Origin of the sequence: Gordonia aurantiaca (genome assembly GCF_039939235.1) — a bacterium.
Classification (GTDB): domain Bacteria; phylum Actinomycetota; class Actinomycetes; order Mycobacteriales; family Mycobacteriaceae; genus Gordonia.
Genome location: NZ_JBDUUF010000006.1, coordinates 178,790 through 205,770, shown reverse-complemented (window position 1 = coordinate 205,770; position 26,981 = coordinate 178,790). Strand labels below are relative to the sequence as shown.

The window sequence follows — 26,981 nt, the reverse complement described above, 5'->3', positions numbered from 1 at the left end:
CACGCGACCGGCGCGCGCGGCCGCAATCACCGGCGTCGAAGGCCGCGCGCCAGAGCCCGACCACTCGCCGCCGCGGCGACCAGCGCGGCGGCCCATGGGGCACCGACGAGGATCGGATCCATCCAGGCGTGATTGTTGTCGACGCGCTTGCGGCCGACTCGCGACGCCCAACCGTGGTGAGTGATTTCCGCCTTGATCCCGGTCTCGGTGATCGGATTGTCGGGCCGCCCTTCGGCGAACGACCACAGATGGGCTTCGCCCGCGGCGACCCGGTCCGCGGCGATGAGGATGAGCCAGTGCGCGGCCCGCGCCTCGCTGAAACGGTATGCCGACCTGCGGATGACTCCCGACAGGCCACTCATCGGGGTCGAAGTCCCGAACACGGGGGTCAGGAAGGCGTGTTCGTTGGAGCGTTCACGGGGACCGTGGCGAGGCTGGTCCTCCGGGATGTCCCAGTGCACGCCGGGCGCGGGACCGACCGGCAGCTCCCGGGGCACGGCGGGCCGGTCGGACGGCTCCGCATCGACGCCCCAGCCGGGTATCCGGCCGGCGAAGCCGGATGTGTCGGGGTCGTTCGGACGTTGCGCGGGGTACGCGGGCATGTGGTCTCCTAACCGGGGTCGACGACGATCACGGGCTTGATGCACTCGTCGAGCTTGGAGGAGAAGATGTGATAGCCCTCGGCAATGTGCTCGAGCGGGATGCGGTGCGTCACGATGTCATTGGGCTTGAAGTACCCGTTGCGGATGTGGTCGAGGAGGCGCGGCCATTGTCGCTTGACCGGACACTGGTTCATGTTGATCGTCAGCCCCTTGTTCATGGCGTCGCCGAACTTGACGGCGCTGAAGATCGGGCCGTACGCGCCCATCACCGAGACGGTGCCACCCTTGCGGACCGAATCGATGGCCCAGTTCAAGGCAACCGGTGAGCCACCCTGTAGCTTCAGTTTGGCCGCGGTGACGTGCTGGAGGAAGTTGCCGTCGGCCTCGGCGCCGACGGCATCGATCACCCGGTCGGCGCCGATGTTGTCGGTGATGTTCTTCAAGTGAACGACGATGTCGTCGTATTCGGCGAAGTTGTAGGTTTCCGCGAACGCGAACGACCGGGCCTTCTCGAGGCGGTATTCCAGATGATCGATGACGATCACACGTCCCGCACCCATGAACCACGCCGAACGCGCCGCAGAGAGCCCGACGGGTCCGGCGCCGAAGACGATGACCGTCTCGCCGGGACGGATGTCGGCCAGCTGCGCGCCGAAGTATCCGGTGGAGAGCGCATCGGTGAGCAGCAGCGCATCCTCGGGCTCCAGCCAATCCGGGATGACGCTGGGTCCGACGTCGGCGAACGGGACGCGGACGAATTCCGCCTGCCCGCCGTCGTACCCGCCGCATGTGTGCGAGTACCCGTAGATGCCGCCCACCGCGGTGGCGTTCGGATTCACGTTGTGGCAGTTGGAATAAAGGCCGCGCGCACAGAAATAACATGTGCCGCAATAGACATTGAACGGGACCATCACCCGGTCGCCGACCTCGAGATTCACCACCGACCCGCCGACCGCCTCGACGACGCCGATGAACTCGTGTCCGAAGGTCATGCCGGGCCGGGTGTCCGGCATCATCCCGTGATAGAGATGCAGGTCTGAGCCGCAGATGGCCGCGTGGGTGACCCGCACGATGGCATCGTCCGGATGCTCGATGCGGGGGATCGGTCTGTTCTCGACGCGGACCTTGTACGGTCCGCGGTACACCATCGCCCGCATCGTGTCGGAGGGTGTCGACGTCATGTGCCGCGGTTACCCGGCCCCATCGGTTGCAAACGTCCTGATATGTCGGTCACAGGAGATGTTGCCCCTGCGATCCGCGTTCTCGCGAAGGTGTAGAAATGGACGCGGTTCATGTCGAGAACCCCGAAAGGAACGAGCAATGTCAGTCGTGTCGTATGTGATCGCCGGTTCCGAGGCCACGGGTGGCGCCGGGATCCAGGCCGATCTGCGCACCTTCGCCCAGCTCGGCACCTACGGGGTCGGAACCATCACCTGCATCGTGTCGTTCGATCCGAAGGCCGACTGGGGCCACCGGTTCGTCCCGATCGACGCCGGTGTCATCGCCGACCAGATCGAGGCCGCGACCGTCGCGCACGAGCCCGAGGTCGTCAAGATCGGCATGCTCGGTACCCCGGCCACCATCTCGACGGTCGCCCGGGCACTGTCCTCGCGGTCGTGGCGCCACGTGGTCGTCGACCCGGTACTCATCTGCAAGGGCCAGGAGCCCGGCGCGGCACTCGACACCGACAACGCGCTGCGCGCCGAGATCCTCCCGCAGGCCACCGTGGTCACCCCGAACCTGTTCGAGGCGGCCATCCTCGCCGAGATGGACGAGCTGACCAGTGTCGACGACCTCGCCGAGGCCGCACGCCGGATCGCCGGGCTCGGCCCGAAGTACGTCGTGGTCAAGGGTGGGGTCGGACTGCCCGGTGACGAGGCGATCGACGTCTTCTACGACGGCAGCGACGTCACCGTCCTCCGTGCACCGAAGGTCGGTGACGAGCGTGTGTCCGGCGCCGGATGCGTGTTCGCCGCGGCGACCACCGCGGAACTGACCAAGGGCGCCGACGTGCTCGACGCGGTGCGCAAGGCCAAGGAGTACACCCACGCCGGCATCATCGGCCGCCTCGCCTCGACCGCGCCGTTCGATGCGGTCTGGCACGGGCAGAAGTAGACCGGAGAGACGAACCGCGTCCATCCGAGTGCACGGAAGGACGCGGTTCGTGTATCAGCGGTCAGGACGTCACCGTGTCGGCACGACCTTGCCGTTCACGGTCACCTCGACCTTGTCGGTCGCGGAATCCCAGGTGATCTTGCCGTGCTCGAAGGTGGATTCCTTCACCCCGTCCTTCTCGGTTTCATCACTGGTCGCGACGCCGAGCGGCCCCTGGGAGCCGCCCTTGCCGTCGGGCGAGGGATTGCCCTCGGCGTCGCGCGGAACGTTCCACGCGTCGCGGATCTTGCCCCAGGTGATGTAGGCGGGGGTGTCGGCGTCGTCGTCCTTCGCCGTGATCACGCCGCCCTCGAACTGCTGGAACACCACACCGTTGTCACCGGTGCCGGCGGCGTTCTCCCCGGTCAACGGAGCACCCAGGTCGGCCCTCTGCGCGTCGGTCGCGGACCCGTACTTCGCGGCGATCGACCCGGTCAGCGTGACCTTCGTGCCGTCGGGGGCGGTGAGCTCCACCTTCTTGTCATCCGCGTCGGCGGCCTCCGACTCCGCCGACGAGATGGCCGACTCGGCCTTCGACATCCCGGAGTCGACCGCCTCGGAGACCGCCGACGACGCCGATGAGGTCTCGTCGCTACTGTCATCACTGCATCCGGCAACACCGAGCGTCGCGATGGCAACACCCGCTGCGATTCCGACCAGGCGCCGCGTGGCGCTGTTCTGACTCATGATTTCCTCTCGTTGCACGGCGTTGTGACTCGAGAGCGGGCCGCGACCCGCCCATTTGCGACCCTAACGAAGACGGCGGACCGTCGTGGGCGTTCTCGGTCGGTTGTCCGAGTGGCTCCCGGGCGGGGGTGTGAGCGGTTACGGCATCCTGTAGGCAACACCATCGTCGTCCACCGGGGAGAAACAGGTGACAACAACTCCAGACCGCTTCGACGTCCTGATCATCGGAGCAGGTATCTCCGGCATCGGGGCAGCGCGATACCTGCGGACCGAACACCCGTCGAAGACGTTCACCATCGTCGAGGCGAGGGACACCGCGGGCGGCACCTGGGACCTGTTCCGATACCCGGGCATCCGCTCGGACTCCGACCTGCACACCTTCGGCTACGAGTTCAAGCCCTGGACCGACAAGCAGGCGATCGCCGACGCCCCGCGCATCCTCGACTACCTTCACGAGACCATCGAGGAGAACGGGCTGACCGATCACATCCGGTATCACCACCGCGTCGTGTCGGCGGCGTGGTCGTCAGATGAGGCACGCTGGCTGGTCGACATCGATCGCGACGACACCGGGGAGAAGGTCCGGCTCAGCGCCCGCTGGATCTTCTGCGGCTCGGGTTACTACGACTACGACGAGGGCTACAGTCCCGAGTTCGGCGGACAGGACCGCTTCCGCGGCGAGATCGTGCATCCGCAGCACTGGCCGGAGGATCTCGACTACGCGGGCAAGCGTGTGGTGGTGATCGGCAGTGGCGCGACGGCGGTGACGTTGTTGCCGGCCATGGCCGATGACGCCGCACACGTGACGATGCTGCAGCGCACGCCGACCTACATCATCCCCTTGCCGCGTGAGGATGCGATCGCGAACACGCTCAAGAGGGTGCTCGGCGACGAGCGCGGGTACGCGCTGACCCGACAGAAGAACATCTTCCAGCAGCGTGTCCTGTTCGAGCTGTGCCAGCGGTTCCCGAGCGTGGCCAGACGGATCATCCGCACCATCAACGCATCCCAACTCCCCGAGGACTTCCCGGTGGACACACACTTCAACCCGCCGTACAACCCGTGGGATCAGCGCCTGTGCGTGGTGCCCGACGCCGACCTGTTCCGCACCATCCGCCAGGGCAAGGCGTCGATCGTCACCGATCGGATCGAGACGTTCACCGAATCCGGTATCCGACTCGAGAGCGGCGCCGAACTCGAGGCCGACATCATCGTCACCGCAACGGGTCTCAACATCAAGATCATCGGAGGCATCGAACTGACCGTCGACGGGGAGCCGGTCTCGTTGCCGGACACGGTCGTCTACCGCGGCATGATGCTGTCGGGGGTCCCGAACTTCGCGCTGGCGATCGGCTACACCAACGCCTCGTGGACACTGAAGATCGGCCTGATCTGCGAGTACTTCTGTAAGCTGCTGCGCCACATGGATTCTCGTGGATACGACGCGGTGTGGGCGGAGGCCGATCCGGCCATGCCGACGCGACCACTCCTCGATTTCGGCGCCGGTTACGTCCAGCGCGCGCTCGACAAGCTCCCCAAGCAGGGTCCGAAGGCGCCGTGGGTGATGTCGATGAGCTACTACACCGACCGCAGACTGCTCCGCGGCGAGGTCGCCGACGAGAACCTGCGTTTCGCGCGGGCGCGGGAGGCCGAACCGGAGATGTCCGCCTGAACGCCGGCCCGGTTCGTCAGCGGCGACCGGGCAGCGACGGCCGGCGCCCCAGCCACTGCGAGATCAGACCCGCACCCACGCCGTGCAGAACCACGCTCGTGAGGACGGTCAGGGTCATCGTGTAGAGCGTCACGTCGGCGATCACGCCGTCGAGGTCGTTGAACTCGAGCAGGCCGAACACGATCGAGGCGGTGCCGCGCGGACCGAGGACACCGAGCAGCAACCGATCCCGGCGTCGCAGGTCCGTGCGCAGCAGCGACAGGTAGACCGGGACGATCCGCAGGATCGTGAGGGCGGCCGGCGCCAGTAGAACGATCTGCCAGACGAAGCCGAGTTCGAAGACCAACACGCAGGTACATCCGAAGACGAACCACATCGTCAGCGCGGCCAGCGCACCGACGTCGTCGACGAGGCCGAGCTGATCGTCGGTCGACCCCTCGGCACGGGCGGCCTTGTAGGCGATGCCGCACACGAACGCGGCAACGAAGCCGTTGCCGTCCAATTGCACCGAACATCCATAGGCGACCACCGGGATGAGCAGCAGGCTGATCCGGACCGACTGGGCGGTGGACAGTCCACGAGGTTCGGCGAAGGTCGTCAGGCGTGCCGCGACAAAGCCGATGACGCTCCCGGCGAGCACCGCCCACAATGCCGCGGGCACAGCATGTTCGAGTGCGTCGGCAGGCGACGACGCACTCGACCGGTCCCCGGCGAGGGTGAGGGCGAAGACGAAGAACGGGGCGATGATCCCGTCGTTGTAGCCGCTCTCCAGGTTGAGCAGATGCCGTACGCGGGTGGGGATCCGCCGATCCCGCACGAGTGCCGACGTCGGGGTGAGGTCCATCGGGATCACCACGCAGGCGATGAGCAACGCGACTCCCACCGACATCGACGGCAACAGCGCGACACCGAGAAGGGTGCACGCGATCACCGACAGCGGCATCGCGATGAACAACAAGCGCAACGACGTTCCGCGCTCACCGGCGAAGTAGCCACCGCGGACCTCGATCGCGTCGACGAACAGCAGGATCGCGAGGATGAGTTCGACGACGGGCTCGGCCGCATCCGTGTCGAGAGCGTTGCCGATGGGGTTGCTGGAGACCACACCGACGATGATCCCGGCGACGACCATGGGTACCGCACCCGAGACGCGGAATCGCGCCAACGCGCCTGCGACGAGCGACCATCCGATGATCACCACGATGGCGATGAGCACCGATGTCATCGACGACGCCCTCGTATCGACATCGATGCATGGTATCCCGACGAACCGACATGTTCACGACTCTCATGACACGTCCTGCGTAGGGTTTGCCCATGGACTTCGAAGAGGTGTTCAACGCAGTGGCCGTCGCCTTCGAGGCACTCGGCGCGGTCGCGATGGTCGTCGGTTTCGTCGTCGCACTCGTCCTCGGTGCACGGTCTCTGTCGCGCAAAGAGGGTGGGGGCGAGGCGTTCTCGGTGCTGCGGACCACGCTGGGGTCGGCGATCCTCCTCGGCCTCGAGATCCTCGTCGCCGCGGACCTCATCCGAACCATCACCTCGAAGCCATCCGTTGAGGACGCGATCATCCTCGGCATCATCGTCGTGATCCGCACCGTCTTGTCGATGTCGATCCAGATCGAGATCGAGGGCACCCTGCCGTGGCGTCGGGCGCTGCTGACGAGCGGCGGCCAGGCACTGGGCGCGGCCATCGCCCGCGACGTGGCGGCGTCGCGGGCCGCCGGGTCCGCTCAGGACGACACCGGGAACCGACGCCGGTGACTGCTGGGGGAGGTCGCGAACGCGGCGGCGAGGTTCTGGCGCATCGTGACGCTGCTGACGAATCGGCACCGCCGGGCGATGGCAGGCGAACGCTGCCGGGAAGGTGTCGGCCGAGCAGGTCCACAACACCCTCATGGCGCTCGTCGACTCGAACTTCGCAGCCGTCGCCACTACCCCGGAGTGGGTCGCGGCGGTGACCGCCGGAACGCCGCCGGCCAAGGACGACCTGCTGTTGTCGTCGATCGAGGGCCGCAACGTCTTCGGCGGCTGAGCACGCAGACCGCGATGTTGCCTATGCTGACCGTCATAGCGTAGCGTTCCCAGGAATATAGAGGCCGTCATAGTCGCGTGAGGAAGTCCCGCCATGCCCACACTCGCCGAAATCGTCTCGGGGTTCGATCCGGCAGCCGAGTTCGTCGTGCCCTGCGAATGGACTCAGGGTCGTACCGCTTACGGCGGACTGACCGCGGCGATGTCGGTGCTCACCGCGCAGCGCACCGACGGAGACCCGCTGCCTCCTCTGAAATCGGCGCACTTCCTGCTGAGTGCACCGGTGACCGACACGGCCACGTTCGCCGCGCGTCGCCTCCGCGAGGGACGATCGGCCTCGAGTGTCCACGTGGAGACAGTCAGCGGGGGACAGGTGGCCGCGCACGCATCGCTCGTCTTCGCCCGACCACGCCCCAGCGCGATCGCACATGACCACGTCGAGCCGCCGTCGGTCTCGGAGCCCGACCGGTGCCCGCCGTTCGGCGACTCGGATGCGCCGCTGCGCCCGGCATTCGTCGACAACGTGGAGATGGTGCGGGCCGGCGGCACGGTCCCGCTCGCCGGCGAGCATCCGCCGCGGTTCTTGGCCTGGGTGCGCCACCGTGGGGCGGAGGGCGTGGATCCGACGATCGCCCTGGTCGCGCTCGCCGACGCACTGCCGCCGGCGACAACCGCGGCATTCACCGAGTGGGCCCCGGTCAGCACCATGAACTGGTCGGTGCACGTCTGCACCGACCGGTTGCCGAAGCCCACCGACTGGATGCTGCTCGAGTCGCAGAGCACGTTTACCGGCGATGGCTACTCATATCAGTCGATGACGCTGTGGGACAGTGAGCTCCGGCCGATCATCCAGGGCTCACAGACCGCGGCCGTGTTCGCCTGAGGCCACCTCATCCGCGGGATTCACGCAGTGCGCGGCCTCGTTCGACGAATTCGCGGTCCTTCTCGGCGTTCTTGTCCGAGACCTTCGTGTCCCGTGCCGGGAGCTGGAGGTGCTCCTCGGCGACCATCCCGGCCTGCAGCTGGCGTCCCCGCTCGAGTTCGGCGTCGAATTCGGCGCCGAACAGCAGCGCGAGGTTGGTCAGCCACAGCCAGAGGAGGAAAACGATGACCCCGGCCAGCGCGCCGTACGTCTTGTTGTAGCTGCCGAAGTTGCCGACGTAGAGCGCAAAGGCGGCCGACGCGAGGATCCACGTGGCGATGGCGAGGACCGCGCCCGCACTGATCCACCGAAACCTTGGTTGTCTGATATTCGGCGTGGCCCAATACAGCACGGCGACGATGACGATGACGAACACCAGCACGACGGGCCAGCGGGCGATGTTCCACACCGTCACGGCGGAGTCACCGAGGCCGATCGTGTCGCCGATGCTCCGTGCGATCGGCCCGCTGATGGCGAGCATGAACGCCACCGCCGCGGCGAGGATCAGCGCCACAAGCGTCACGAGCAGCATCACCGGCCGCAGCTTCCAGATCGGCCGACCCTCCTCGACCTCGTACATCCGATTCATTGCGCGCCCGAAGGCGCCGACATAGCCCGACGCCGACCACAACGCGCCGGCGAGACCGAGGACGAGGGCGAAGCCAGCGCTCGGCGCGTCCACCAGTTGTTCCACCGGCCCGCGGAGTGTGTCCACAGCGGACGCAGGTCCGAGGCCCCCCACCATCTGCAGCACCGCGTCGACCGTCTTCTCGCCCTGACCGAAGACGCCGAGCAGCGACACCAGCGCCAACAGTGCGGGAAACAGCGAGAGCACCGAATAGTAGGTGAGGGCCGCCGCCAGATCGGTGCACTGGTCCCGACTGAACTCCCGCGCGGTCTTGCGCAGGACGAACATCAGCGACGGTGTGGTCAGATCCGTCGGTGACTCGGGTTTGCGCGGGTCGGGGTCGGCGAGCTCTGGGGCGTCCCGCAGGTCGGCGTCGGGTTCGACGTCGTGGGACGTCAGGGATCCGGACTGCCCGGCCGGGGCGTCGCCCCCACGTCCGGCCGTGCCCTGTTCTCCGGTCTTGCCCTGGTTTCCGGTCAGGCCCTCGTGTCTGGTCATGCCACGGTGTAGCCGCGCGGTTGCGGGGCCAAACACACGCACGGATCGAGGACCCGACCGATCGGCGGTAGCGTGTCTGGTGCCGTGCGTACGCGCACATCTGGGGGAGGAACCGATGCCGTCACCAGTCCGCGTCGGAGGCAAACTGATCTGCAAGAACCCGGCAGAGCTCGCAACCGTGCTCGAGTGCGTGCCGGGACACACCGCGCTCACCCGTGGCGAGCCGGGCTGCATCATGTTCGAGGTGCGTCGAACGGGAAATCCGCATCGGTTCGCCGTCGACGAGGAGTTCGTCGACCGTCGCCACCCTCAGGCGGCGATGCGGTACACGTCGTCGACGACGAGCTGGAGATCACCCTGGATGATCCGGGTGAGGGCGGCCGGAGTCTCACTCTCATAGCGGGTCAGATCGACCGGCTCGCCGAATTCGACGATCGGACGCGCGTGATCACCATCGGGGTAGGCGATGCCGGCAGAGATCAGCGAGATGTCGAGTCCGGCTCGCATCGCTCGGTGTGCGATGTGGCCGATGCCGGTGCCGAGCTTCTGCAGGCGGGTCACGTCGCCGTCGTTGCACGTCCCCTCCGGAAAGACGGCGATGCTGTCACCGCGCTTCATACGGTCGACGCACACGCCGAACATCTGACTGCCGGCCGCGGCAGCGGCGCGGACGCCGTGATCCTTGGGCCGGAAAACGGGGATACCGCCGAGCGTGTCGATCTTGCGCCGCTGTTCGGGATCCTCGAAGAGCTCGTCCTTCGCGAGGACACGCATGTGGCCGATCCGGCGGCGGATCGGAGATCGGAATCCGGCCGCCGCGAGGACGAGGGGATCCCGCTCCGAGACATGGTTGGCCGCGATGAGCAACGGCTTGCCACTCCGTGCCGCGCGGGCGAATCGATCCCGAGAGACGAACTCGACCGCGGGACGGATCCTCGCTGCGAGCATGCCGTACATCAGCCGCGCCCGGAAGCGATCCTGCTGGTGATCGCGATAGTGCGCGTATACGGCCTCAGACTGGGCGAGCTCTACATCCACCTAAGTTACGGTACCGTAAGTTAGGTGGCGAGACCATCTCAGTCCGGTATCACCACAGCACGACCCCGCAGTTCGTTGGCGCCCAGACGCCGGTACGCCTCCACGCCGTCGTCGAGGGAGAACCGTTCGACGGCCACCTCGATGACTCCGTCGCGAGCCAGATCGAGCACCTCGATCAGCTCGTCGCGGGCACCCCAATAGGGCGCCCGCACCGAGACCTCGAACGGCTGGGTGAAGAACCCGACCTTGGCCGCGGCGACACCGTCACCGATACCGACGATCACCACATCACCCATCGTGCCGACCATTCCCATCGCGGCGTCGAGCGTGGGTTGGAGTCCGACGAAGTCGAAAACCGCTGTCGCACCCTCGGTTCCGGTGATCTTCCGGACATTCGCGACCGCGTCGGCATCACTCAGGACGACCTCGTGAGCGCCGTACTCGCGGGCGAACGCGAGCTTCTCCTCGCTGACGTCGAGGGCGATGACGCGGGCAGGCGTCAGGTGTCGCAGCAGTTGGATGCCGACGTGGCCGAGCCCGCCGACGCCGATGACAACTGCCGTGGTGCCGCCGACCAACTTGGGCAACGTCGGCTTGATGGCGTGATAGGGCGTGAGGCCGGCGTCGGTGAGGGGGACGGCGGTCACCGGGTCGAGGTCGCCCAGCGGGACCAGGTGCCGCGGGGCGTCGATGAGCATGTACTCGGCCATGGCGCCGGGGTTTCCGAGGCCGGGCGGTACGATTCCGAGCTCGGCGGCGCGGCTGCAGTAGTTCTCGAGGCCGCGTGAACAGAAGTGGCAGGATCCGCATCCCCACGCGCCGTACACCGCGACCGAGGTGCCCTCCGACAGCCCGGTGACGCCTGTGCCGACCGCGGCGACGACTCCCGCACCCTCGTGCCCGAGGGTCATGGGCAGGGGATAGGGGAAGCCCTCCGCAGGCAGGTTGAGGACGAAGTCGTCGGAGTGGCAAGCGCCGGCGGCGGTGACCTTGAGGAGAACCTGGCCGGGACCGGGTTCGGGTTTGTCCACCTCACGCAGCTCCGGCGGAGTGCCCGGCTTGACGATCTGGATGGCCTTCATGCGCATACCCTTTCGATCCGGCGGACGGGGTCTGCTTTCCGGTCTACTCGGGGACGGCTCGCACCGACACCGCCTCGGACGAACTCGGCATGATCTGGTGGATGTCCCTCACACCGGTCGGCATGAATCCAGAGTCCTCCGGCTCACCACCGACCTGACGGGTTGCGCGCCGCGCACTTCACGCATTGTCTCGCGGCGGGGAGGACCTCGAGACGCTCGGCGTCGATTTCGTCTCCGCACGTCTCGCACCGGCCGTACACCCCTCGGCCGAGACGTTCGAGGGCGGCGTCGATCTCCTCGAGGCGGACCCGCGAGCGCTCGAGTTGTGCGACGAGTTGCCCGCGTTCGACGGCGAGTGTCGTGCCCTCGGGGTCGTGTTCGTCGTCGGATGCGGAGTCGGCGGTGGCCTCGATGACCGACTCGAGGCGCGCCGACAGGGATTCGATGAGCGCAGTCGTTCTGGCGCGTTCGTCGATCAGCGCGGCTTCGGTGTCGCTCATCGCGCGGTCACACCGCTCACCACTGCCAGCGGAGCAAGCCGTCGTTGGCCTGTCGGCAGGTCGCGACGCCATCGGTGCGGTATACGTAGGCGCGGGCGCCGAGCTGTGGACACTGATCGCCCAGGTTGACCTTCGGGGTTGACGAGAGTGCCTTGCTCGTCCAGGTATTGGTCAGGGCAGAGCAATACATTTCTCCGTTTGCAGAATCCTTGCCGAATTCGTGCACGTAGCAGGGGCCGCCGTCGCGCTGGACCGACGACGGCGCAGCCGACGCGGTACCGGCGCCGAAGGCCAGAAGGCTCATCGCAACAGCGGCGACGAGCGTGGATCCAAGTCGCATGCCATCTCCCAACGGTTACTCCTCTTCCATCCGGTTTCCATCCGATCTTCCATCCAAGGTCGGACGATGTGGATTGTGCCGGTTCCCACCGACAGGCCCGACGCGGTGAGGCCCTCCTACCATGCCCCGCGTCCCCCATCCGGGTCTTCGTCGTTCACATGTGCACGTTGCGGAGCCCGACCGCACCGCGGAGGCCCGAACAGTTCACACAGCCGATGCACCCGATGCAATCGCGGCACCGGAGGCACCCGATGCACCCGGCGCACCGGATACAGAACGCACTCGCGACCACTCCCGCGCTGGCGAGGACCGCGAAACTCATCAGGGTCCCGAGACTCCACGCGACGAGGGCGCTGCCCCCGGTCACCGCGGACCCGATGACGCCCGCGCTCGCGGCAGTCCCCGCGGAAGAGCTGACCCCGGCGCTGACCGCCGTCGCCGCCGACGCCGACACCGCGGCGCTCCGGGCGGTGGCGGCCGATGCCGCCACCGCCACGCTCGACGTGGTTGCGATGGACCGGACCACGCTCGGCGAGTTCTCCGCGGCCGCGGGCGCCCGGTGGCGGGCCCGATTCGTCGTGAGCAGTCGCATGCCGTTCATGTTCTCGCAATGCAGGACCTGCACACGGCATTTCGGTCTCGTCGGTACTCCGAAGAGCAGACGCCGTCACCGATCCACATGCGTTGCGGGGCCGCCCCCTGATTCAGGTGCCGCAGAACGTCTGGAACGTCGAGGTGAACTCCTCGGGCGCCGGGGTCGTGTACTTCACCCACTCGACGCGACGGTCGAACGGATGGGTGACCACCTCCAGCAACTCCTCGAACGGACCGAGGTCACCGTCGGTGGCGGCCCGCAGCGCCTCGTCGACCCGATGATTGCGCGGGATGTACAGCGGATTCACGCGGTCCATCGCGTCTGCGGTCGACGTCTCGTCGCAGCCATGCGTCGCGAGGCTCTCCCGCCAGCGGGCCACCCACGCGGCCGAGTGCTCACGCGGCAGAACCGCGTCGAGTGGACCGGGACGCCCGCGCAGCTCCTCGGCGAGTGCACGGAAGGTGCCGGTCCAGTCGGCTCGGTGTTCGGCGAGGAGGGCGAGCAGGTCATCGATGAGCTCGTGGTCGACAAAGGTGTCGGCGAGTCCCAGCTTGGCCGACAGCCCGGCGTTGAGGTGCTGATGGTAGTGCGTGTCGAAGGTCGCGAGAATCGCGGTCGCCACGGCGATCGCCTCGTCGGGTGTGGGGGCGATGATCCTCAGGAGTGTCTCGGCGAACCTCGCGAGATTCCACTTGAGGACGGCGGGCTGATTACCGAAGGCATAGCGCCCGCCGTGGTCGATGGAGCTGAAGACCGCTGCGGGATCGAAGGCGTCGATGAACGCGCACGGCCCGTAGTCGATGGTCTCGCCGGAGATCGTGGTGTTGTCGGTGTTCATGACCCCGTGCACGAAACCGACGAGCATCCACTGCGCCACGAGCGCCGCCTGACGCTCGACGACGGCTTCGAGGAACTTCGCGTAGCGGTTCCCGCCGCCCTTGACCGGAAGGTCGAGGAGCTCCGGGTAATGACGGGCGATGGCATGGTCGGCGAGAGGCTGCAGCAGGTCACCGGTGCGTACCGCGAGTTCGAAGGTGCCGACCCGCAGATGACTCGAGGCCACGCGGGCCAGTACCGCGCCGGGTTCGGGGCCTGCACGATGGACGTCTCGTCCGGTGGCGACCACGGACAGTGAGCGGGTGGTCGGGATGCCGAGCGCGTGCATCGCCTCGCTGACGAGGTATTCCCGCAGCATCGGACCGACCACCGCGAACCCGTCGCCGCCGCGCGAGAACGGCGTCGGCCCGGAACCCTTGAGCTGTAGGTCGACCCGGTTGCCGGCGACGTCGACGAGCTCGCCGACCAACAGGGCCCGCCCGTCACCGAGAAGCGGTGCGTAGCCACCAAATTGGTGACCGGAGTAGGCCGTGGCCACCGGTTTGGCGTCCGCGGGAGACGCGGAGCCGACGAGGATCTCGATCCCGTCGTCGGAGCGCAGGGCGTCCACGTCGAGTCCGAGGGACGTGGCGAGTGGTTCGTTGAGAACCAGGAGCCGCGGATCGGGAGCCTCGACTCCCTGCCACGCGACGGTGAGTTGGCTCAGTTCGTCGGCGAAGGTGCTCTCGAAACCGCCGAGCGCGGTGTTCGTGCGAGCGGGGGATGAGTCTGGGGCGGCCACACCACGAGCGTAACCACATGCAGACGAGTCGCGACCACCCCGATCGCACGCATGTGCGAACATGGACGCGTGAACGCTCAGAGAAAAGCCGGGCTGACGCCCGACGACCTGCGATCTCTGTCCGCCGGCCTGGACGCGGGCAAGCGCGTCACCGTCTACCTCCGGGACCCGATCCCCGCCCTCGGGATCGACGCCGGCACATCGGCCCGGGTGATCTCCGTCGACGGCGCCACGGTCACCGTCCGGCCGAAGGGCGTCGACGATCAGCTCCCGTTCGAGGCCGACGAGCTGTCGATCAGCCGTCCGAGCACCGGAGCGGCCCCGGCCCGCAAGCGCGCCGCGAAGGCAGCCCCCGCGCCGGCCGCTGCGCCCACGACACCCGTGCCGAGCCGAGGCGCTGCGACTCCCGGCGCCGGTGCACCCGCGGCGGGTTCGACGCCGACAGCGGCCCCTCGCACCGACTCGGTTGCCCAGGCTGCCCCGAAACCCAAACCAACACAGTCGAAGACGACTCGGCGTGGCAAGACGACCCAGGCGCCGGTGAGTGTCACCGTCACCTCGGCAGGCGAGAGCACATGGACGGTGACGGTGTCGCACGGCAGCAAGAAGGGCAAGGCCGGGGAGGTGACCGCCGATCGGGTGGCCCGGGCGATGCGCGAGCTCGGCGACGAGACGGCCATCGCTGCGGTCGACGAGGTGATCGAGTCGGCACGCGAGGCCGCCCAGCGACGTATCGAAGAACTCACCCGCGAACTGGAGAACGCCCGTGCCGCGCTGGCTCACCTCGAAGGTGATGCCATCGAGGACTGACGACGTGCTCGGCCTGCCGCATCAGTGCACCGCAGGTGAACCCACCTCACCCGGGCAGACTCCATCGAGTGCCTGTCGAACCATGGCGATGATCGTCGGGTGGCGCGGTGCGGTCGGATGTGGGCCGCGCCCTCGATGCCGTCGCGCCCGCAGACGCCGCGGTCGAGATGGCGGTTGCGAATGCCACGCGCGGCGGGGCGAGTCGTCGGCAACGGACCGAGGTGCACGACGCATCGCGTGGGGCGGTCGTGGACGCCGGTACGCTCGAAGGTGTCCGATTCCGCCGCCGAGACAACCCCCCGTCCGGTTGGGCTCGGATGACACCAGCCGGAGGAACTCATGGATGGATTGATTCTGATCGCCGTCATCGTCCTGGTGATCCTCGGGGTCGGATTGCTCGCGCAGAAGCGATCTGCCGCGAATGCGACCCGGAGCCTCGAGGACGCCAAGGCCGACGCCCGACAGGCCATCGAGCGACTGGGCGGACAGGTCTACATGCTCGTCGGCGACAACCCCGCGGCCAAGCAGGCCCTGGCAGACGCCTCCGAACGATTCACGGCGGCGTCGTCGCAGATCGAACAGGCCGCCTCGCCCGCGCAGGCGCGTCTCGCCAAACAAACAGCGCTCGAGGGGCTGTACTACGTGCGGGCCGCTCGGACCGCGATGAACCTGGACCCGGGTCCGCCGATCCCCGAACTCGAGGGCCAGCGCAGCGCCGGCGTCGTGACCGAGCACCGCAAGGTCGATTTCGAGGGCCGGCAGATCGAAGCCTCGCCGGAACCGTCCGAGAAGACCCCGAACTACTTTCCGGGTGGCCGCGTCGCGGGTCGCCCGGTCCCCGCCGGCTGGTACTCCGAACCGTGGTGGCGACCGGCACTGGTCGCGGGTGCCTGGGGCGTCGGTTCGATGCTGCTGTTCTCGTCGCTGTTCTCGGGAATGGCCGGCGTCCCGTACGACGCCCAGGCCTTCGAGAGCGGTGTCGGCGACGGTTCAGACGGCGGCTTCGACGACGGGGGCGTCAACGACAGCGGCTTCGACGGGGATGCCGGAGGGGGAGACGACGCCGGTGGTGACTTCGGTGGTGACTTCGGCGGCGGCGACCTCGGGGGTGACGGAGGCGGGTTCGACTTCGGCGGGTTCGACTTCTGACAGCGGCGTAAGACCCGCGGCCGGCACCCATCCGGGGCGTGGCACGCATCGACGACCTGCTCCCGGTGTCCAATACCGATGCCGCAACGCACCTTTCGGCGTCTGACGAACCGCAGGGCACCCGCCCCGAAACCACCCCGCGACCGAGACCGCGAGGTGTTTGGGAGACCGGGATCAGCCGAACGGATTAATCGCCCGGGTTCGCGTCGTCGCTCGAACCGGTCATGATCGTCTCGATGATGTGCTCGAGAACGCCGTCGCTCGAACCATTGCCGAGTTCGGGAGGTGTGAAAGGGAAGCCGCCCATGTCTTCTCCGATGCTGGGGGAAATGCAATCCGGAATCCGACCCCCTGCGAGTATGCAGCCCGACCGCGCGTCCGGCACCGTGATGTGCGAGTTCGTCCCGATTTTTGGCCGCCGGGATCTGCGCGACTCGCGTGTGAAGCGTTGTCGACATGACTCCGCGCGCACCCGGGGCGTATTCAGGCCGACGACCGGCAGCGCGTGGTATCACTTGACCATGCAGACGATCCTCGACGCCGTCGCGGGATCACGCCGGTTGACCGCCGACGACATGACGATCACCCTCGATCTCCTCGAGAGCTGCCTTCACGAGGTACCGGTCTACCGCTGGTTCCTGGGGGAGAAGGCCCGGGCCGACGCCTATCGATGGCTGGGCCAGGTTATGTTCGAGACGAACATCCATGGACTCCACGGAGTATTCGAGTCGGACGAACTCATCGCACTGGTCGCCGTGACCGAACCGGGCACGCCACCGGCGACGGTCTCGGATGAACTCGAGACACTCAACCGCCACTACATGACGTCCATTCCGGGCTTCGTCGACCGTTTTCGGGAATTCGGCCGGGCCTGCGTCGACGCAGCCGTACCCGGCGCCATCGACATCCCCATCAATGTCGTCCACCACGATCATCGGCGCCGCGGTCTCTCCGTCCAACTCATCGAACCCGTGCTCGACTACGCACGCCGTACAGGAGCGTCGGTGACAGGGAGCACGACTCACCGCCACATGTCGGACTTCTACTCCCGGCGAGGCGGTTCTGTGTACGCGGAGTACAGGCTCACCGGAGGGCCCACGCTGTGGATGCATCGGTGGGACCCGCCTGTTACCGCCGAATCCTGATCGGAGAGGGAACGCCCGACCCGCGACACATCGCCAACGGCCGGGATCGTCAACCCCCGCAACAAATCACCAAGCACGACGCCGGAACGGCAGGTGCACCGACCCCGGGCGGCATGGTTGTCGTGACCTACCCGCACATCGACCGATCCGTCACCTCGGCTCTGATCGGGTCAAATGACCCGGAAACATTTCGGTGACACAGGTCACTCTTCGTCATATGGTTAACCCAATGTCACTAGTCATCTAAGTGACAGAGGACGTCAGTTCAGGGTCGCCGTCACCCCTCAACTGAAAAGGACAGTCGATGAAACCGTTCAGAGGCTCGCGGGTCGCCAGACTGGTGGCCGCATCGATCGCGGTGGTCGCCGTGAGTGCATCGGTCGCAGCGTGCAGCAGCGACGACAGTGACACCAGCTCCGCGTCCCAGAGCGTCGCGGCACCCGAGGGATCGTTCCCGGGGGAAGCGGCCACCGGCGAGCCGGTCAAGATCGGACTCATCAACAACGAAGGCGGACAGGCAGTCTCGATGCCCGAGAACCGCGAGGCCGCCGAGGCCGTGGTCGGATACGCGAACGAGAACCTCGGCGGCATCGGCGGACGTCCCATCGAACTGGTCGTCTGCAAGCAGGGTGAGGACGCCAACCAGGCCCGCGACTGCGCCAACAAGATGGTGGAGGCCGGCGTCTCCGCAGTCCTGATGACCAGCAGCGGCCAGGGCAATTCGATGGTTCCGATCATCACCGGCGCCGGAATCCCGTACGTGTCCGCAGCCGGCCAGGCGTCGTCGGAGTTGACGACCCCGAACGCCTTCATGTGGACCGCCGGCCTGCCCGGTCTGCTCGGATCGATGGCCAAGTACTCCGCCGAGCAGGGCATGAAGAACGTCACGGCCTACGCCATCGACGTCCCCGCCGCCACCGCCGGTCTGCAGGCGATGGGCACCCCGGCTTTCCAGGCCGCCGGCGTGAACCTCGAGATCGTGCCGATACCGCCGGGCACCCCGGACGCCACCCCGCAGGTGAGCGCCGGACTGGACGGAAACCCCGACGGCGTGGTCGTGATCGGTGAATCGACGCTGTGCACCTCGGTGTTCAAGGCACTGAGCACCCTGTCGACCACCGCTCGGAAGATGACCATCCAGCCGTGCTCGGATCCGAAGGTTATCGAGGCCGTCGGCGCACAGAACCTCAACGGCACCAAGGTCTTCACGTCGTCGGCGGTCAACTCCGATGACCCGGAGACACAACTGTACAAGGCGATCATGGCCGAGTACGCACCCGAGACCGACACCGAGGGCTTCGCGGTCATCGGCTACCAGGGCATGCTCGGCCTGATCCGCGCCACCGGGTCCGTACAGGGATCCGACACCTCACCCGCCGCACTGATCTCGGCGATCAAGAGCGCCAAGGACGTCGTGCTGCCCGCCGGGTACGGACTCACCTTCACCTGCAACGGGCAGGCCATGCCGCAGATGCCGTCGGTGTGCGGAAGCGGGGGAGTCGTCGAGACCCTAGAGGACGGCAAGCTCGTCGATCCACAGCTCATCTGATCGGGCGGATCTTCACCACACCAGAGCGCCGGTGACCGCCGAGGGGACCAAGAGCCCCGACCGAAAGCCCTACCGGAAGTCCCTCTGACCGAAAGTCACTGATGACCCACGACATTCAGTTTCTCCTGTTGGGACTGGGCAACGGCGCCGTCTACGCAGCGCTGGCACTGGCTCTGGTCATGACCTATCGGAGCTCGGGTGTGGTGAACTTCGCCACCGGCGCCGTCGCGCTGTACATCGCGTACACCTACGCGTACCTGCGTGATGGCGAACTGCTCGTCCCCATCCCGGGGTTCGGCAAGACGATCGATCTCGGGGGACCGCTGGGATTGGCTCCGGCGATGACGATCTCGCTGGTGATCGCCGCCGCGCTCGGCGCCCTGTTGTACTTCGCGGTGTTCCGGTTCCTGCGGACCGCACCCGCCACGGCCAAGGCGGTGGCGTCGATCGCGGTCATGCTGGTCATCCAAGCCGTGCTCGCGGCACGAGTGGGCACCAGTCCGGTATCGGTCGACGCGATCCTGCCCACCGAGATAGTGGAGATCGGCGGGATCCGTGTTCCGGCGGACCGGATCTGGATCGCCGCACTCGTCGTGGTCCTCACCATCCTGCTCGTGCTGGCCTTCCGGTTGACCCGCTTCGGCCTGGCAACCCGCGCCGCGGCCGAATCCGAGAAGGGCGCGATCGTCACCGGTCTCTCACCCGAACGCATCGCCTACGCGAACTGGGCGTTGTCGACGATGATCGCCGGCCTGTCGGGCATACTCATCGCTCCGATAGTCCCGCTGATCCCGGTCTCCTACACGCTGTTCATCGTGCCCGCCCTCGCGGCGGCGCTCGTCGGGAACTTCAATGCGATCGGCCCCGCCGTCGCCGCCGGCCTGGCCATCGGGATGTTGCAGTCGGAGATGACCCACCTCCAGTCGACGGTCAGCTGGATCCCGCAGTCCGGCATGGCCGAACTCATCCCGTTGGCGATGATCCTCGTGTTCCTGATCGTGCGCGGCCGACCATTGCCGACAAGGGGTGCGATCATCCAGAACAACCTCGGTGCGGCACCACGGCCGCGAAACCTGCTCGCCGCCACGATCGTCGGCACCCTCCTCGCCGTGGGATTGCTGTTGGTCACCGATGGCAGCCACCGCGGGGCCGTCATCGCCACCTTCCTGGTCGCGATCATCGCGCTGTCGCAGGTGGTCATCACCGGGTTCGCCGGCCAGATCTCGCTGGCCCAGTTACCCCTGGCCGGCGTCGCGGCTTACATGATGGCGCGACTCACCACGCACTGGGGAGTGCCGTTCCCGATCGCCCCGCTGATCGCGGCGACGGTGGCGATGGTCGTCGGCGTCGTGGTCGGGCTGCCCGCGCTGCGGATCCGCGGACTCCCGGTCGCGGTGGTGACACTCGCTCTCGCGGTGTTCCTGGAGGCGTTCTGGTTCCGCAACAACAAGTTCAACGGCGGCATCGACGGCGCGACGGTGAAGGACCCCACCCTCTTCGGTCTCGACCTCGGGATCGGTTCGGGCAACAGCTATCCCACCATCGCGTTCGGGATTCTGTGTCTGATCGCGCTGGTGTTGGTCGCGGTGGGTGTCGCGAAACTGCGCACCAGCCGGCTCGGAGCGTCCATGCTGGCCGTCCGGGCCAACGAACGCTCCGCGGCGGCCGCGGGCGTCGACGTGTCGCGCACCAAACTGACCGCATTCGCGATCGGCGCGTTCATCGCCGGGATCGGCGGTGCGCTGATGGCCTACCAGCAGACCGTCGTCGTGCCCGAGTCCTACGGCGCCATCGCAGGAATCGGCATGTTCGCCATCATCTACCTCGCGGGGATCACCTGTGTCTCCGGCGGCATCCTCGGCGGCATCATGGGTGCCGGAGGCGTGCTGTTCGTCTTCCTCGACCGTGCGATCGACCTCGGCGACTACTACCACGTCATCACCGGCGTCCTGCTGGTCATCACGATCATCGCCAACCCCGAGGGCATCATCTCCGAGCTGCACAGAGCAACGAATTGGCTGGCAACGAACCGGCTGGCAACGAACCGGCTCCGCGGCATCATCGCCGGACGCAAGAACGTCGACACCGCAATTGATCTCACGATCCCGTCTGAATCCGCCACCGGCCCCACCCATTCCGGATGGCCACTCGGCGACGTCATCCTGTCGTCGAGGTCGGTCGGTGTGCGGTACGGCGGTGTCATCGCCGTCGACGACGTGACCATCGATGTGCGCGACGGCGAGATCGTCGGACTCATCGGACCCAACGGTGCCGGCAAGACCACATTCATCGACGCCATCAGCGGATTCGCCCACGCCACCGGCTCGGTCACACTCGACGGCGAGAGCCTGGACGGAAAACGCCCTCACGAACGCAGCCGTCACGGCCTGGGCAGGACGTTTCAGGGCATCGAGCTCTACGACGACCTGTCCGTCCGCGAGAACGTTGCCGTCGGCACCACGGCCGCGCGACACCGGCGCGGCACCCAGGCCCTCGGCGAGGACGACCTCCTCCGGCTCTTCGAGTTGTTGCACCTCACCGATGTGATCGACCGTCCGGTGAAAGAGCTGTCGCAGGGACAGCGACAGCTGGTGTCGGTTGCCCGTGCGCTGGCCGGACGCCCTCGCGTGGTCCTGCTCGACGAACCGGCCGCGGGCCTCGACAGCACCGAGAGCATGTGGCTCGGGCACCGCCTGCGCGCCATCCGCGACGCCGGGTTGACCATCGTGATGGTCGACCACGACATGGACCTGGTCCTCGAGGTGTGCGACCGAATCGTCGTGCTTGATCTCGGCAAGGTCATCGCCGTCGGGACGCCGGACGAGATCCGCCACGATCCGGCGGTCACCGGCGCCTACCTCGGAGCAGCGCACACCGAACAGGAGCTGAAGACGTGAGCACCGTGCTGAGCTGCACCGGCCTGGATGCGGGATACGACGAACGACCCCGTGTCCGGGGGTTCGACCTCGAGCTGGCGTCAGGAGAGGTGCTCGCGCTCCTCGGACCAAACGGTGCCGGGAAGACGACGGTGCTTCTGACGCTGGCCGGGCTGTTGCCGAGCCTCGCAGGCGAGGTCGTGATCGACGGCCACCGGGTGAGATCCGGGCACGCCCGCAGCGCCGCCAGGGCCGGCCTGGTTCTGGTACCGGACGACCGGTCGCTGTTCACCACGTTGACGGTCGAGGAGAACCTCCGACTGGCCGTCTCGTCGCGACGTGCATGGACGGCCGAGAAGGACTCCGTGCTCGGGACCTTTCCGCAGCTGGCGGATCGATTGAAGGTGCAGGCGGGCGCGCTGTCCGGCGGTGAACAGCAGATGCTGGCGATCGGGCGCGCCCTGGTCCGGCATCCCAAGGTCCTGCTGATCGACGAACTGAGCATGGGCCTGGCGCCGGTCATCGTCGAACGCCTGCTGCCGGTCGTGCGCGGTGTCGCCGACACGACCGGCACCGCGGTGGTGCTCGTCGAGCAGCATGTCCAGCTCGCCCTCGGCGTCGCCGACACCGCACTCGTCATCCGGCATGGACGACAGGTGTTGAACGGCAGCGCATCCGAGCTCGCCGAAACGCCGGAACTCATCGAGAACGCCTACCTCGGAGAGACGGTCCCGTCTTGACGCCCCGCTAGCGCGCGGCCACGTCGGCTCTCGGACGAGTGGATGCGAGTTGCGAGGCGATCGGCACCGACAGATCCGCGAGTTGCCGCGGATCGACCGGCAGGCCCTGTGACAGCACCCGTTTGGCGAACATGAACTCCTGCGGGCGGTTGACGCAGTCCGCGGCGATCAGCTCTCCCTCACGCAGGTAGAAGCAGGCGAACTCGCGCTCCGTGGCCGGGTCACCGCGCAGGACGACCTCGTCGTATCCGGTGTTGAGGCCGGCGATCTGGAGTTTCAGGTCGTACTGATCCGACCAGAACCACGGCAGGGCGGCGATGGCGGCGTCCTTACCGCACATGGTTGCCGCGGCGACCTTCGCCTGTTCCCCGGCGCTGGGCACGGACTCCAGCCGCAACCTGCCGTACCGTGCGTCGTCGTAGTTGGCACAGTCACCGGCCGCGGTGACGAGGGGATCGCTGGTCCGGCCCTGCGCATCGATGACCACGCCGTCGTCGACCGCGAGTCCGGCCTCCTGCGCCAGTTCGATGTTCGGCCGGACGCCGATTCCGACGATCACGAAGTCCGCCGGGATCCTCTCGCCGTCGGCGAGGTGCACCCCGGTGACGCGTCCGGAACCCTCGAATCCCTCGACCGCGGCCCTCGTGCGGATGCGGACGCCCTCGGCCTCGTGGACGCGCTGGAAGAACCCGGAGACCTCCGGCGCGGTCACCCTTTTCAGAACACGGTCGGCCGCCTCGACGACGGTGACGTCGAGCCCGAGCTTGCGAAGCGATGCCGCGGTCTCGAGGCCGATGTACCCGCCACCGACGATGACCGCGCGCGTGCTGCCCGGGACGTCGGCACGGATGGCCTCGACGTCCTCGGCGGTTCGCAGGTAGTACACGCCGGCGAGGTCGGCGCCCGGGATCCGCAGGGCCACGGGGCGCGCGCCCACGCAGAGTGCGAGCCGGTCGTAGGAGAGCGACTCACCGCCCGCGAGGAACACCCGCTGCGCGTCGCGGTCGATGCGTTCGACCCGCCCGCGTCGGAACTCGATGGCCTTCTGCTCGTAGAACTCCGCGCCACGGATGAGCAGATCGTCGATCCCGACGCTGTTCGCCAGATACGTCTTGGACATCGGCGGACGGTGGTAGGGCAGGTACGGCTCCTCACCGATCATGACGATCTCGCCGGCCCAACCCGACGACCGCAGCTGGGCACTCAGTTGGGCGCCGGCATGGCTGGCACCGACGATGACCGCGCGCCCCGTGGTCATGACTGCTTCTTCGGCGTCAGCTCGACCATCAGCTTGCTGTAGCCACGGACGAAGTTCGACTGCACGTACTCGGGCTCCTCGACGACCTTGATGTCGTCGAAGCGCCGGAGCAGCTCCTCCCAGAGGATGCGCAACTGCAGTTCCGCGAGACGGTTGCCCATACAGCGGTGCACGCCGAACCCGAATGCCATGTGGTTGCGGGCATTCGGCCGGTCGATGATGAGTTCATCGGGGCTGTCGAACTTGGTCTCGTCCCGATTTCCCGAGGCATACCACATCACGAGCTTGTCACCCTTGCGGATGTACTGGCCGTTGAGGATCGTGTCCTTCTTGGCAACCCGGCGCATGTAGGCCAACGGGGTCTGCCAGCGGATGATCTCCGAGACCATGTTGGGTATCAGGCTCGGATCGGCCTTGAGCTTGTCGAACTCACCGGGGAACTTGTTCAGCGCGTAGACACCACCCGACATCGAGTTGCGTGTGGTGTCGTTGCCGCCCACGATCAGCAGGGTCAGGTTGCCGATGAACTCCATCGGACGCTTCACGAGGTCCGCGGTCTTCGGGTCGGACTGCAGCATGCTGATGAGGTCGAAGCCGGGCGCCTCACCGGCGGCACGCCGTGCGGCCTTGTCGTGCCACAGCGCACTGAATGCTCGACACATCTCCAGGGCCGCCTTGTAGACCACGTCGGGATCGCTGGCGCCGCCGGTGGCCTCCTCGCTGCCTGCGGCGAGATCGGACCAGCGAACGAGGTTGCGGCGCTGCTCATACGGGAAATCCAGGATTGTCGCGAGCGTCCGCGCGGTGATCTCGACCGAGACGCGGTCGACCCAGTTGAACGGGGTGCCGACCGGCAGGTTGTCGAGTACCTCCTGCACGCGCTCCCGGATCAGGCCCTCCATCTCCTTGAGGTTCTTCGGCGCGACGACGCCCTGGACCGCCCGACGCTGCTCGTCGTGTCGCGGCGGATCCATCGCGATGAACATCTCGACGTCGAGACCCGGCGGGGGAGTGCCGATCACGATGAATGGTTCCGCCGAGAAGGTCTCGTGGTCCTTGTCGACGGTGAGGATGTCGTCGTAGCGGGTTATCGACCAGAACGGACCGAAACGGCTGTTCGGCTGGTAGTGGACGGGCGCCTCCTTGCGCAGGCGCGCGAAGTACGGAAGCCACTGTCCCTGCCGGTACATGAACGGGTTGCTCATGTCGATCTCGTCGAGCGAGACCTCGTCGACCGGCGGGATGGGTTTCTCCACAAAGGATTCCGGCCGCGAGTCGCCGAGCAGCCGGGCACGCGCCTTGTGGTAGAACTGGAGCCCCTGCACCTGGCGATCGATCGGGACGTTGGCCTGCACCGTTTCGACGACGCGGTCGAGGATCTGCATCAGTGGTTCTCCGATCGGCTCAGAACTGGAACTCGGGAAGGTTGACGATCAGGCCGTCATGCTCGGCCTTCAGCGCGATCTGGCACGACAGGCGCGACGTCGCCTGGCAGTCGGGATTCATCTCGAGCATCTGCTCTTCGTCAGGCGTGCGGCTGCCGGTCGCGGCCGCCCACTGCTGGTCGACGATGACGTGGCAGGTGCCGCAGGCGGCGTCGCCGCCGCAGTCGCCGTCGATTCCCGATATCCCGTTGTCGGTCGCAACCTGCATCAGGTTCTGCCCCTCGACGAACGGGACCTCCTGCTTTTCGCCGTCGTGCGTGATGAAGGTGACGGTGGCCATGACTTCCTCCTCGGGTTGGGCTGCCCCCGGTGTGACGGTCACCACTAGGTGTTGGCAGTGTCAACATTAGAATGGACCACGATGTTGTCCTTGTCAACATCCGTTGGCAAGAAAGTCGCCGGCGACGCGTTCAGCCTGGTCGGACAGTGGCCCCACCTCGGTAGAGTGACCCTCATGGCATCGGAGCGCAGCACCTACCACCACGGCAACCTTCGCAGCGCCCTCATCGACGAGGCGTGGGAGCTGGCGCGCACGAGTGCACCCGAGAAGGTGACCGTGCGGGAGGTGGCGCGTCGAGCCGGGGTGTCCCACAACGCCGCGTATCGACACTTCGCCGATCGTCAGGAGTTGATGACGTCCATCGCCGACCGGGCGTTGGCGACACTCGCCGACCTCATGCGCGAGCGGATCGCCACCGTGCCGTCGGACCAGGACCCGGTCGAGGTCGCACGCGCCAGATTCCGTGAGACCGCACGGGCCTATGCGCTCTTCGCCATCGAGGAGCCGCATCTGTTCCAGGTCGCGTTCCATGCCGAGTTCTCGCGACCCGGTGTCACCGCGGACCTCTCCGAGCGCACGGAGGGGCCGTACGCGATCCTGCACATGATTCTCGACGAGATGGTGGCGGTGGGGGAGATCCCCCCGGAGCGCCGATCCGACGCCGAGGTGATCTGCTGGGCGGCGGTCCACGGCTTCGCCGAGCTCTGCATCAAGGGCCCGCTGGGATTGCTGCCGGAGGCCGAGCGGGAGATCACCTTCGAGCGGTTGCTGAACACACTCCTACACGGACTCAAGGCCCCCGTCGGCTGACCCACCCCGGAATGCGGGACTTGCACCCAAAGGACTCGTCCCACGCCGCCGGGAGGGGTGGGTAGCGGAGTGCTGACGACGGCGCGGGACGAGCGGCCTGTCACTCGGTCTCGATCTTGACCTGCTTGCCTTCGGCCTTCTCCTCGGCGACCGGCACGCTGACGGTCAGAATCCCGTCGCGGTAGCCGGCCTTGACCTCGTCCTCGACGAAGCCCTGGGGCAGGGTCAGCGACCTGGTGAACTCGCCGTAGGAGAACTCGGAGTACCCGTCGCGGGTCTCGCGCTGCTCTCGCTTGGCGTTGATGGTCAGCGTGCCGTTGCGGATCGTCACGTTGACGTCCTTGTCCGGATCGATGCCCGGGAGCTCGGCACGGACGACGTACTTGCCGTCGGCGAATTCTTCCTCGACCTTGATCAGATGGCCGTTCGAACGGAGCAGATCAACGGAGGGAAAGCTGTTGAAGAAATCTGCGATGTTCGGGAGCAGAGAACGTGTCGCCAATTGGTTCGTGGTCATCGTCAACCTCCTATCCAGAAACAGCCTTCACC

27 protein-coding genes are annotated in these 26,981 nt (G+C 67.0%); 12 read left to right on the top strand and 15 right to left on the bottom strand.

Features of this window, described 5'->3' with window-relative positions:
* Positions 1-26 precede the first annotated feature (26 nt).
* Positions 27-602: a hypothetical protein gene (locus ABFT43_RS13750; RefSeq protein WP_347960917.1), complete on the bottom strand. Its 576-nt coding sequence runs from the start codon at positions 600-602 to the stop codon at positions 27-29.
* Positions 603-610: 8 nt separating this feature from the next.
* Positions 611-1,759, bottom strand: coding sequence for a zinc-dependent alcohol dehydrogenase (locus ABFT43_RS13745; protein ID WP_347961014.1), 1,149 nt, complete (start codon positions 1,757-1,759; stop codon positions 611-613).
* A 163-nt stretch (positions 1,760-1,922) separates the two neighbouring features.
* On the opposite strand from ABFT43_RS13745, the gene ABFT43_RS13740 reads away from it, so the two are divergent.
* Complete coding sequence (locus ABFT43_RS13740) at positions 1,923-2,717, top strand: hydroxymethylpyrimidine/phosphomethylpyrimidine kinase (RefSeq protein WP_347960916.1); 795 nt, start codon at positions 1,923-1,925, stop codon at positions 2,715-2,717.
* Between the two features lie 69 nt (positions 2,718-2,786).
* Here ABFT43_RS13740 and ABFT43_RS13735 read toward each other — a convergent pair whose 3' ends face one another.
* The gene (locus tag ABFT43_RS13735; RefSeq protein ID WP_347960915.1) at positions 2,787-3,443 is read right to left on the bottom strand and encodes an LGFP repeat-containing protein; all 657 of its coding nucleotides are present in this window, start codon (positions 3,441-3,443) and stop codon (positions 2,787-2,789) included.
* Positions 3,444-3,630: 187 nt separating this feature from the next.
* Here ABFT43_RS13735 and ABFT43_RS13730 point away from each other — a divergent pair, with 187 nt between their 5' ends.
* Positions 3,631-5,115 (top strand): flavin-containing monooxygenase, encoded by a 1,485-nt coding sequence (locus ABFT43_RS13730; protein ID WP_347960914.1) that lies wholly within the window; start codon positions 3,631-3,633, stop codon positions 5,113-5,115.
* 16 nt (positions 5,116-5,131) lie between these two features.
* Here the strand turns inward: ABFT43_RS13730 and ABFT43_RS13725 are convergent, their stop codons facing one another.
* A complete protein-coding gene (locus tag ABFT43_RS13725) occupies positions 5,132-6,340 on the bottom strand; it encodes a cation:proton antiporter domain-containing protein (RefSeq protein ID WP_347960913.1) in 1,209 nt (402 codons plus the stop codon).
* Between the two features lie 92 nt (positions 6,341-6,432).
* On the opposite strand from ABFT43_RS13725, the gene ABFT43_RS13720 reads away from it, so the two are divergent.
* From ABFT43_RS13720 to ABFT43_RS13710, 3 genes are all read left to right on the top strand, one after another.
* Positions 6,433-6,879: a DUF1622 domain-containing protein gene (locus ABFT43_RS13720; RefSeq protein WP_347960912.1), complete on the top strand. Its 447-nt coding sequence runs from the start codon at positions 6,433-6,435 to the stop codon at positions 6,877-6,879.
* A 103-nt stretch (positions 6,880-6,982) separates the two neighbouring features.
* On the top strand, positions 6,983-7,150 hold the full coding sequence (locus tag ABFT43_RS13715) for a hypothetical protein (protein WP_457590152.1): 168 nt from the start codon (positions 6,983-6,985) through the stop codon (positions 7,148-7,150).
* A 93-nt stretch (positions 7,151-7,243) separates the two neighbouring features.
* Positions 7,244-8,032 carry a thioesterase family protein gene (locus ABFT43_RS13710; protein WP_347960911.1) on the top strand — a complete coding sequence of 263 codons (789 nt, stop codon included), beginning with the start codon at positions 7,244-7,246 and terminating at the stop codon, positions 8,030-8,032.
* Between the two features lie 7 nt (positions 8,033-8,039).
* Here the strand turns inward: ABFT43_RS13710 and ABFT43_RS13705 are convergent, their stop codons facing one another.
* The 7 genes from ABFT43_RS13705 to ABFT43_RS13675 form a co-directional block, all read right to left on the bottom strand.
* Positions 8,040-9,197, bottom strand: a complete 1,158-nt coding sequence (locus tag ABFT43_RS13705) for a YihY/virulence factor BrkB family protein (protein ID WP_347960910.1) — start codon at positions 9,195-9,197, stop codon at positions 8,040-8,042.
* Between the two features lie 309 nt (positions 9,198-9,506).
* Positions 9,507-10,235 (bottom strand): lysophospholipid acyltransferase family protein, encoded by a 729-nt coding sequence (locus ABFT43_RS13700; protein WP_347960909.1) that lies wholly within the window; start codon positions 10,233-10,235, stop codon positions 9,507-9,509.
* Positions 10,236-10,273: 38 nt separating this feature from the next.
* Positions 10,274-11,317, bottom strand: coding sequence for an NAD(P)-dependent alcohol dehydrogenase (locus tag ABFT43_RS13695; RefSeq protein ID WP_347960908.1), 1,044 nt, complete (start codon positions 11,315-11,317; stop codon positions 10,274-10,276).
* Positions 11,318-11,460: 143 nt separating this feature from the next.
* Entirely contained in the window at positions 11,461-11,817 is a 357-nt protein-coding gene (locus ABFT43_RS13690; RefSeq protein WP_347960907.1) for a TraR/DksA family transcriptional regulator, read from the bottom strand.
* A 16-nt stretch (positions 11,818-11,833) separates the two neighbouring features.
* Entirely contained in the window at positions 11,834-12,157 is a 324-nt protein-coding gene (locus ABFT43_RS13685; RefSeq protein ID WP_347960906.1) for a hypothetical protein, read from the bottom strand.
* A gap of 154 nt (positions 12,158-12,311) precedes the next feature.
* On the bottom strand, positions 12,312-12,749 hold the full coding sequence (locus tag ABFT43_RS13680) for a hypothetical protein (RefSeq protein ID WP_347960905.1): 438 nt from the start codon (positions 12,747-12,749) through the stop codon (positions 12,312-12,314).
* A 112-nt stretch (positions 12,750-12,861) separates the two neighbouring features.
* Positions 12,862-14,370 (bottom strand): protein adenylyltransferase SelO, encoded by a 1,509-nt coding sequence (locus ABFT43_RS13675; RefSeq protein WP_347960904.1) that lies wholly within the window; start codon positions 14,368-14,370, stop codon positions 12,862-12,864.
* Between the two features lie 51 nt (positions 14,371-14,421).
* On the opposite strand from ABFT43_RS13675, the gene ABFT43_RS13670 reads away from it, so the two are divergent.
* The 6 genes from ABFT43_RS13670 (at position 14,422) to ABFT43_RS13645 (ending at position 22,639) form a co-directional block, all read left to right on the top strand.
* The gene (locus ABFT43_RS13670) at positions 14,422-15,180 is read left to right on the top strand and encodes a DUF6319 family protein (RefSeq protein WP_347960903.1); all 759 of its coding nucleotides are present in this window, start codon (positions 14,422-14,424) and stop codon (positions 15,178-15,180) included.
* Positions 15,181-15,519: 339 nt separating this feature from the next.
* Complete coding sequence (locus tag ABFT43_RS13665; protein ID WP_347960902.1) at positions 15,520-16,329, top strand: DUF1542 domain-containing protein; 810 nt, start codon at positions 15,520-15,522, stop codon at positions 16,327-16,329.
* A 521-nt stretch (positions 16,330-16,850) separates the two neighbouring features.
* A complete protein-coding gene (locus ABFT43_RS13660) occupies positions 16,851-17,474 on the top strand; it encodes a GNAT family N-acetyltransferase (RefSeq protein ID WP_347960901.1) in 624 nt (207 codons plus the stop codon).
* Between the two features lie 304 nt (positions 17,475-17,778).
* Complete coding sequence (locus ABFT43_RS13655; RefSeq protein WP_347960900.1) at positions 17,779-19,023, top strand: ABC transporter substrate-binding protein; 1,245 nt, start codon at positions 17,779-17,781, stop codon at positions 19,021-19,023.
* A gap of 101 nt (positions 19,024-19,124) precedes the next feature.
* Positions 19,125-21,920: a branched-chain amino acid ABC transporter permease/ATP-binding protein gene (locus tag ABFT43_RS13650; protein ID WP_347960899.1), complete on the top strand. Its 2,796-nt coding sequence runs from the start codon at positions 19,125-19,127 to the stop codon at positions 21,918-21,920.
* Positions 21,917-22,639 (top strand): ABC transporter ATP-binding protein, encoded by a 723-nt coding sequence (locus tag ABFT43_RS13645; RefSeq protein ID WP_347960898.1) that lies wholly within the window; start codon positions 21,917-21,919, stop codon positions 22,637-22,639. The genes ABFT43_RS13650 and ABFT43_RS13645 overlap by 4 nt, the downstream gene beginning before the upstream one ends.
* A gap of 7 nt (positions 22,640-22,646) precedes the next feature.
* On the opposite strand, the gene ABFT43_RS13640 is transcribed toward ABFT43_RS13645, so the two are convergent.
* The 3 genes from ABFT43_RS13640 to ABFT43_RS13630 are packed head-to-tail and all read right to left on the bottom strand — an operon-like array spanning position 22,647 to position 25,622.
* The gene (locus tag ABFT43_RS13640) at positions 22,647-23,897 is read right to left on the bottom strand and encodes an NAD(P)/FAD-dependent oxidoreductase (RefSeq protein ID WP_347960897.1); all 1,251 of its coding nucleotides are present in this window, start codon (positions 23,895-23,897) and stop codon (positions 22,647-22,649) included.
* On the bottom strand, positions 23,894-25,282 hold the full coding sequence (locus ABFT43_RS13635) for a cytochrome P450 (protein ID WP_347960896.1): 1,389 nt from the start codon (positions 25,280-25,282) through the stop codon (positions 23,894-23,896). Before ABFT43_RS13635 ends, ABFT43_RS13640 begins: the two co-directional genes overlap by 4 nt.
* Before the next feature lie 19 nt (positions 25,283-25,301).
* A complete protein-coding gene (locus ABFT43_RS13630) occupies positions 25,302-25,622 on the bottom strand; it encodes a 2Fe-2S iron-sulfur cluster-binding protein (RefSeq protein ID WP_347960895.1) in 321 nt (106 codons plus the stop codon).
* A 174-nt stretch (positions 25,623-25,796) separates the two neighbouring features.
* On the opposite strand from ABFT43_RS13630, the gene ABFT43_RS13625 reads away from it, so the two are divergent.
* The gene (locus ABFT43_RS13625) at positions 25,797-26,432 is read left to right on the top strand and encodes a TetR/AcrR family transcriptional regulator (protein WP_347960894.1); all 636 of its coding nucleotides are present in this window, start codon (positions 25,797-25,799) and stop codon (positions 26,430-26,432) included.
* A gap of 100 nt (positions 26,433-26,532) precedes the next feature.
* Here the strand turns inward: ABFT43_RS13625 and ABFT43_RS13620 are convergent, their stop codons facing one another.
* Entirely contained in the window at positions 26,533-26,949 is a 417-nt protein-coding gene (locus ABFT43_RS13620; protein WP_347960893.1) for an Hsp20/alpha crystallin family protein, read from the bottom strand.
* Positions 26,950-26,981 lie beyond the last annotated feature (32 nt).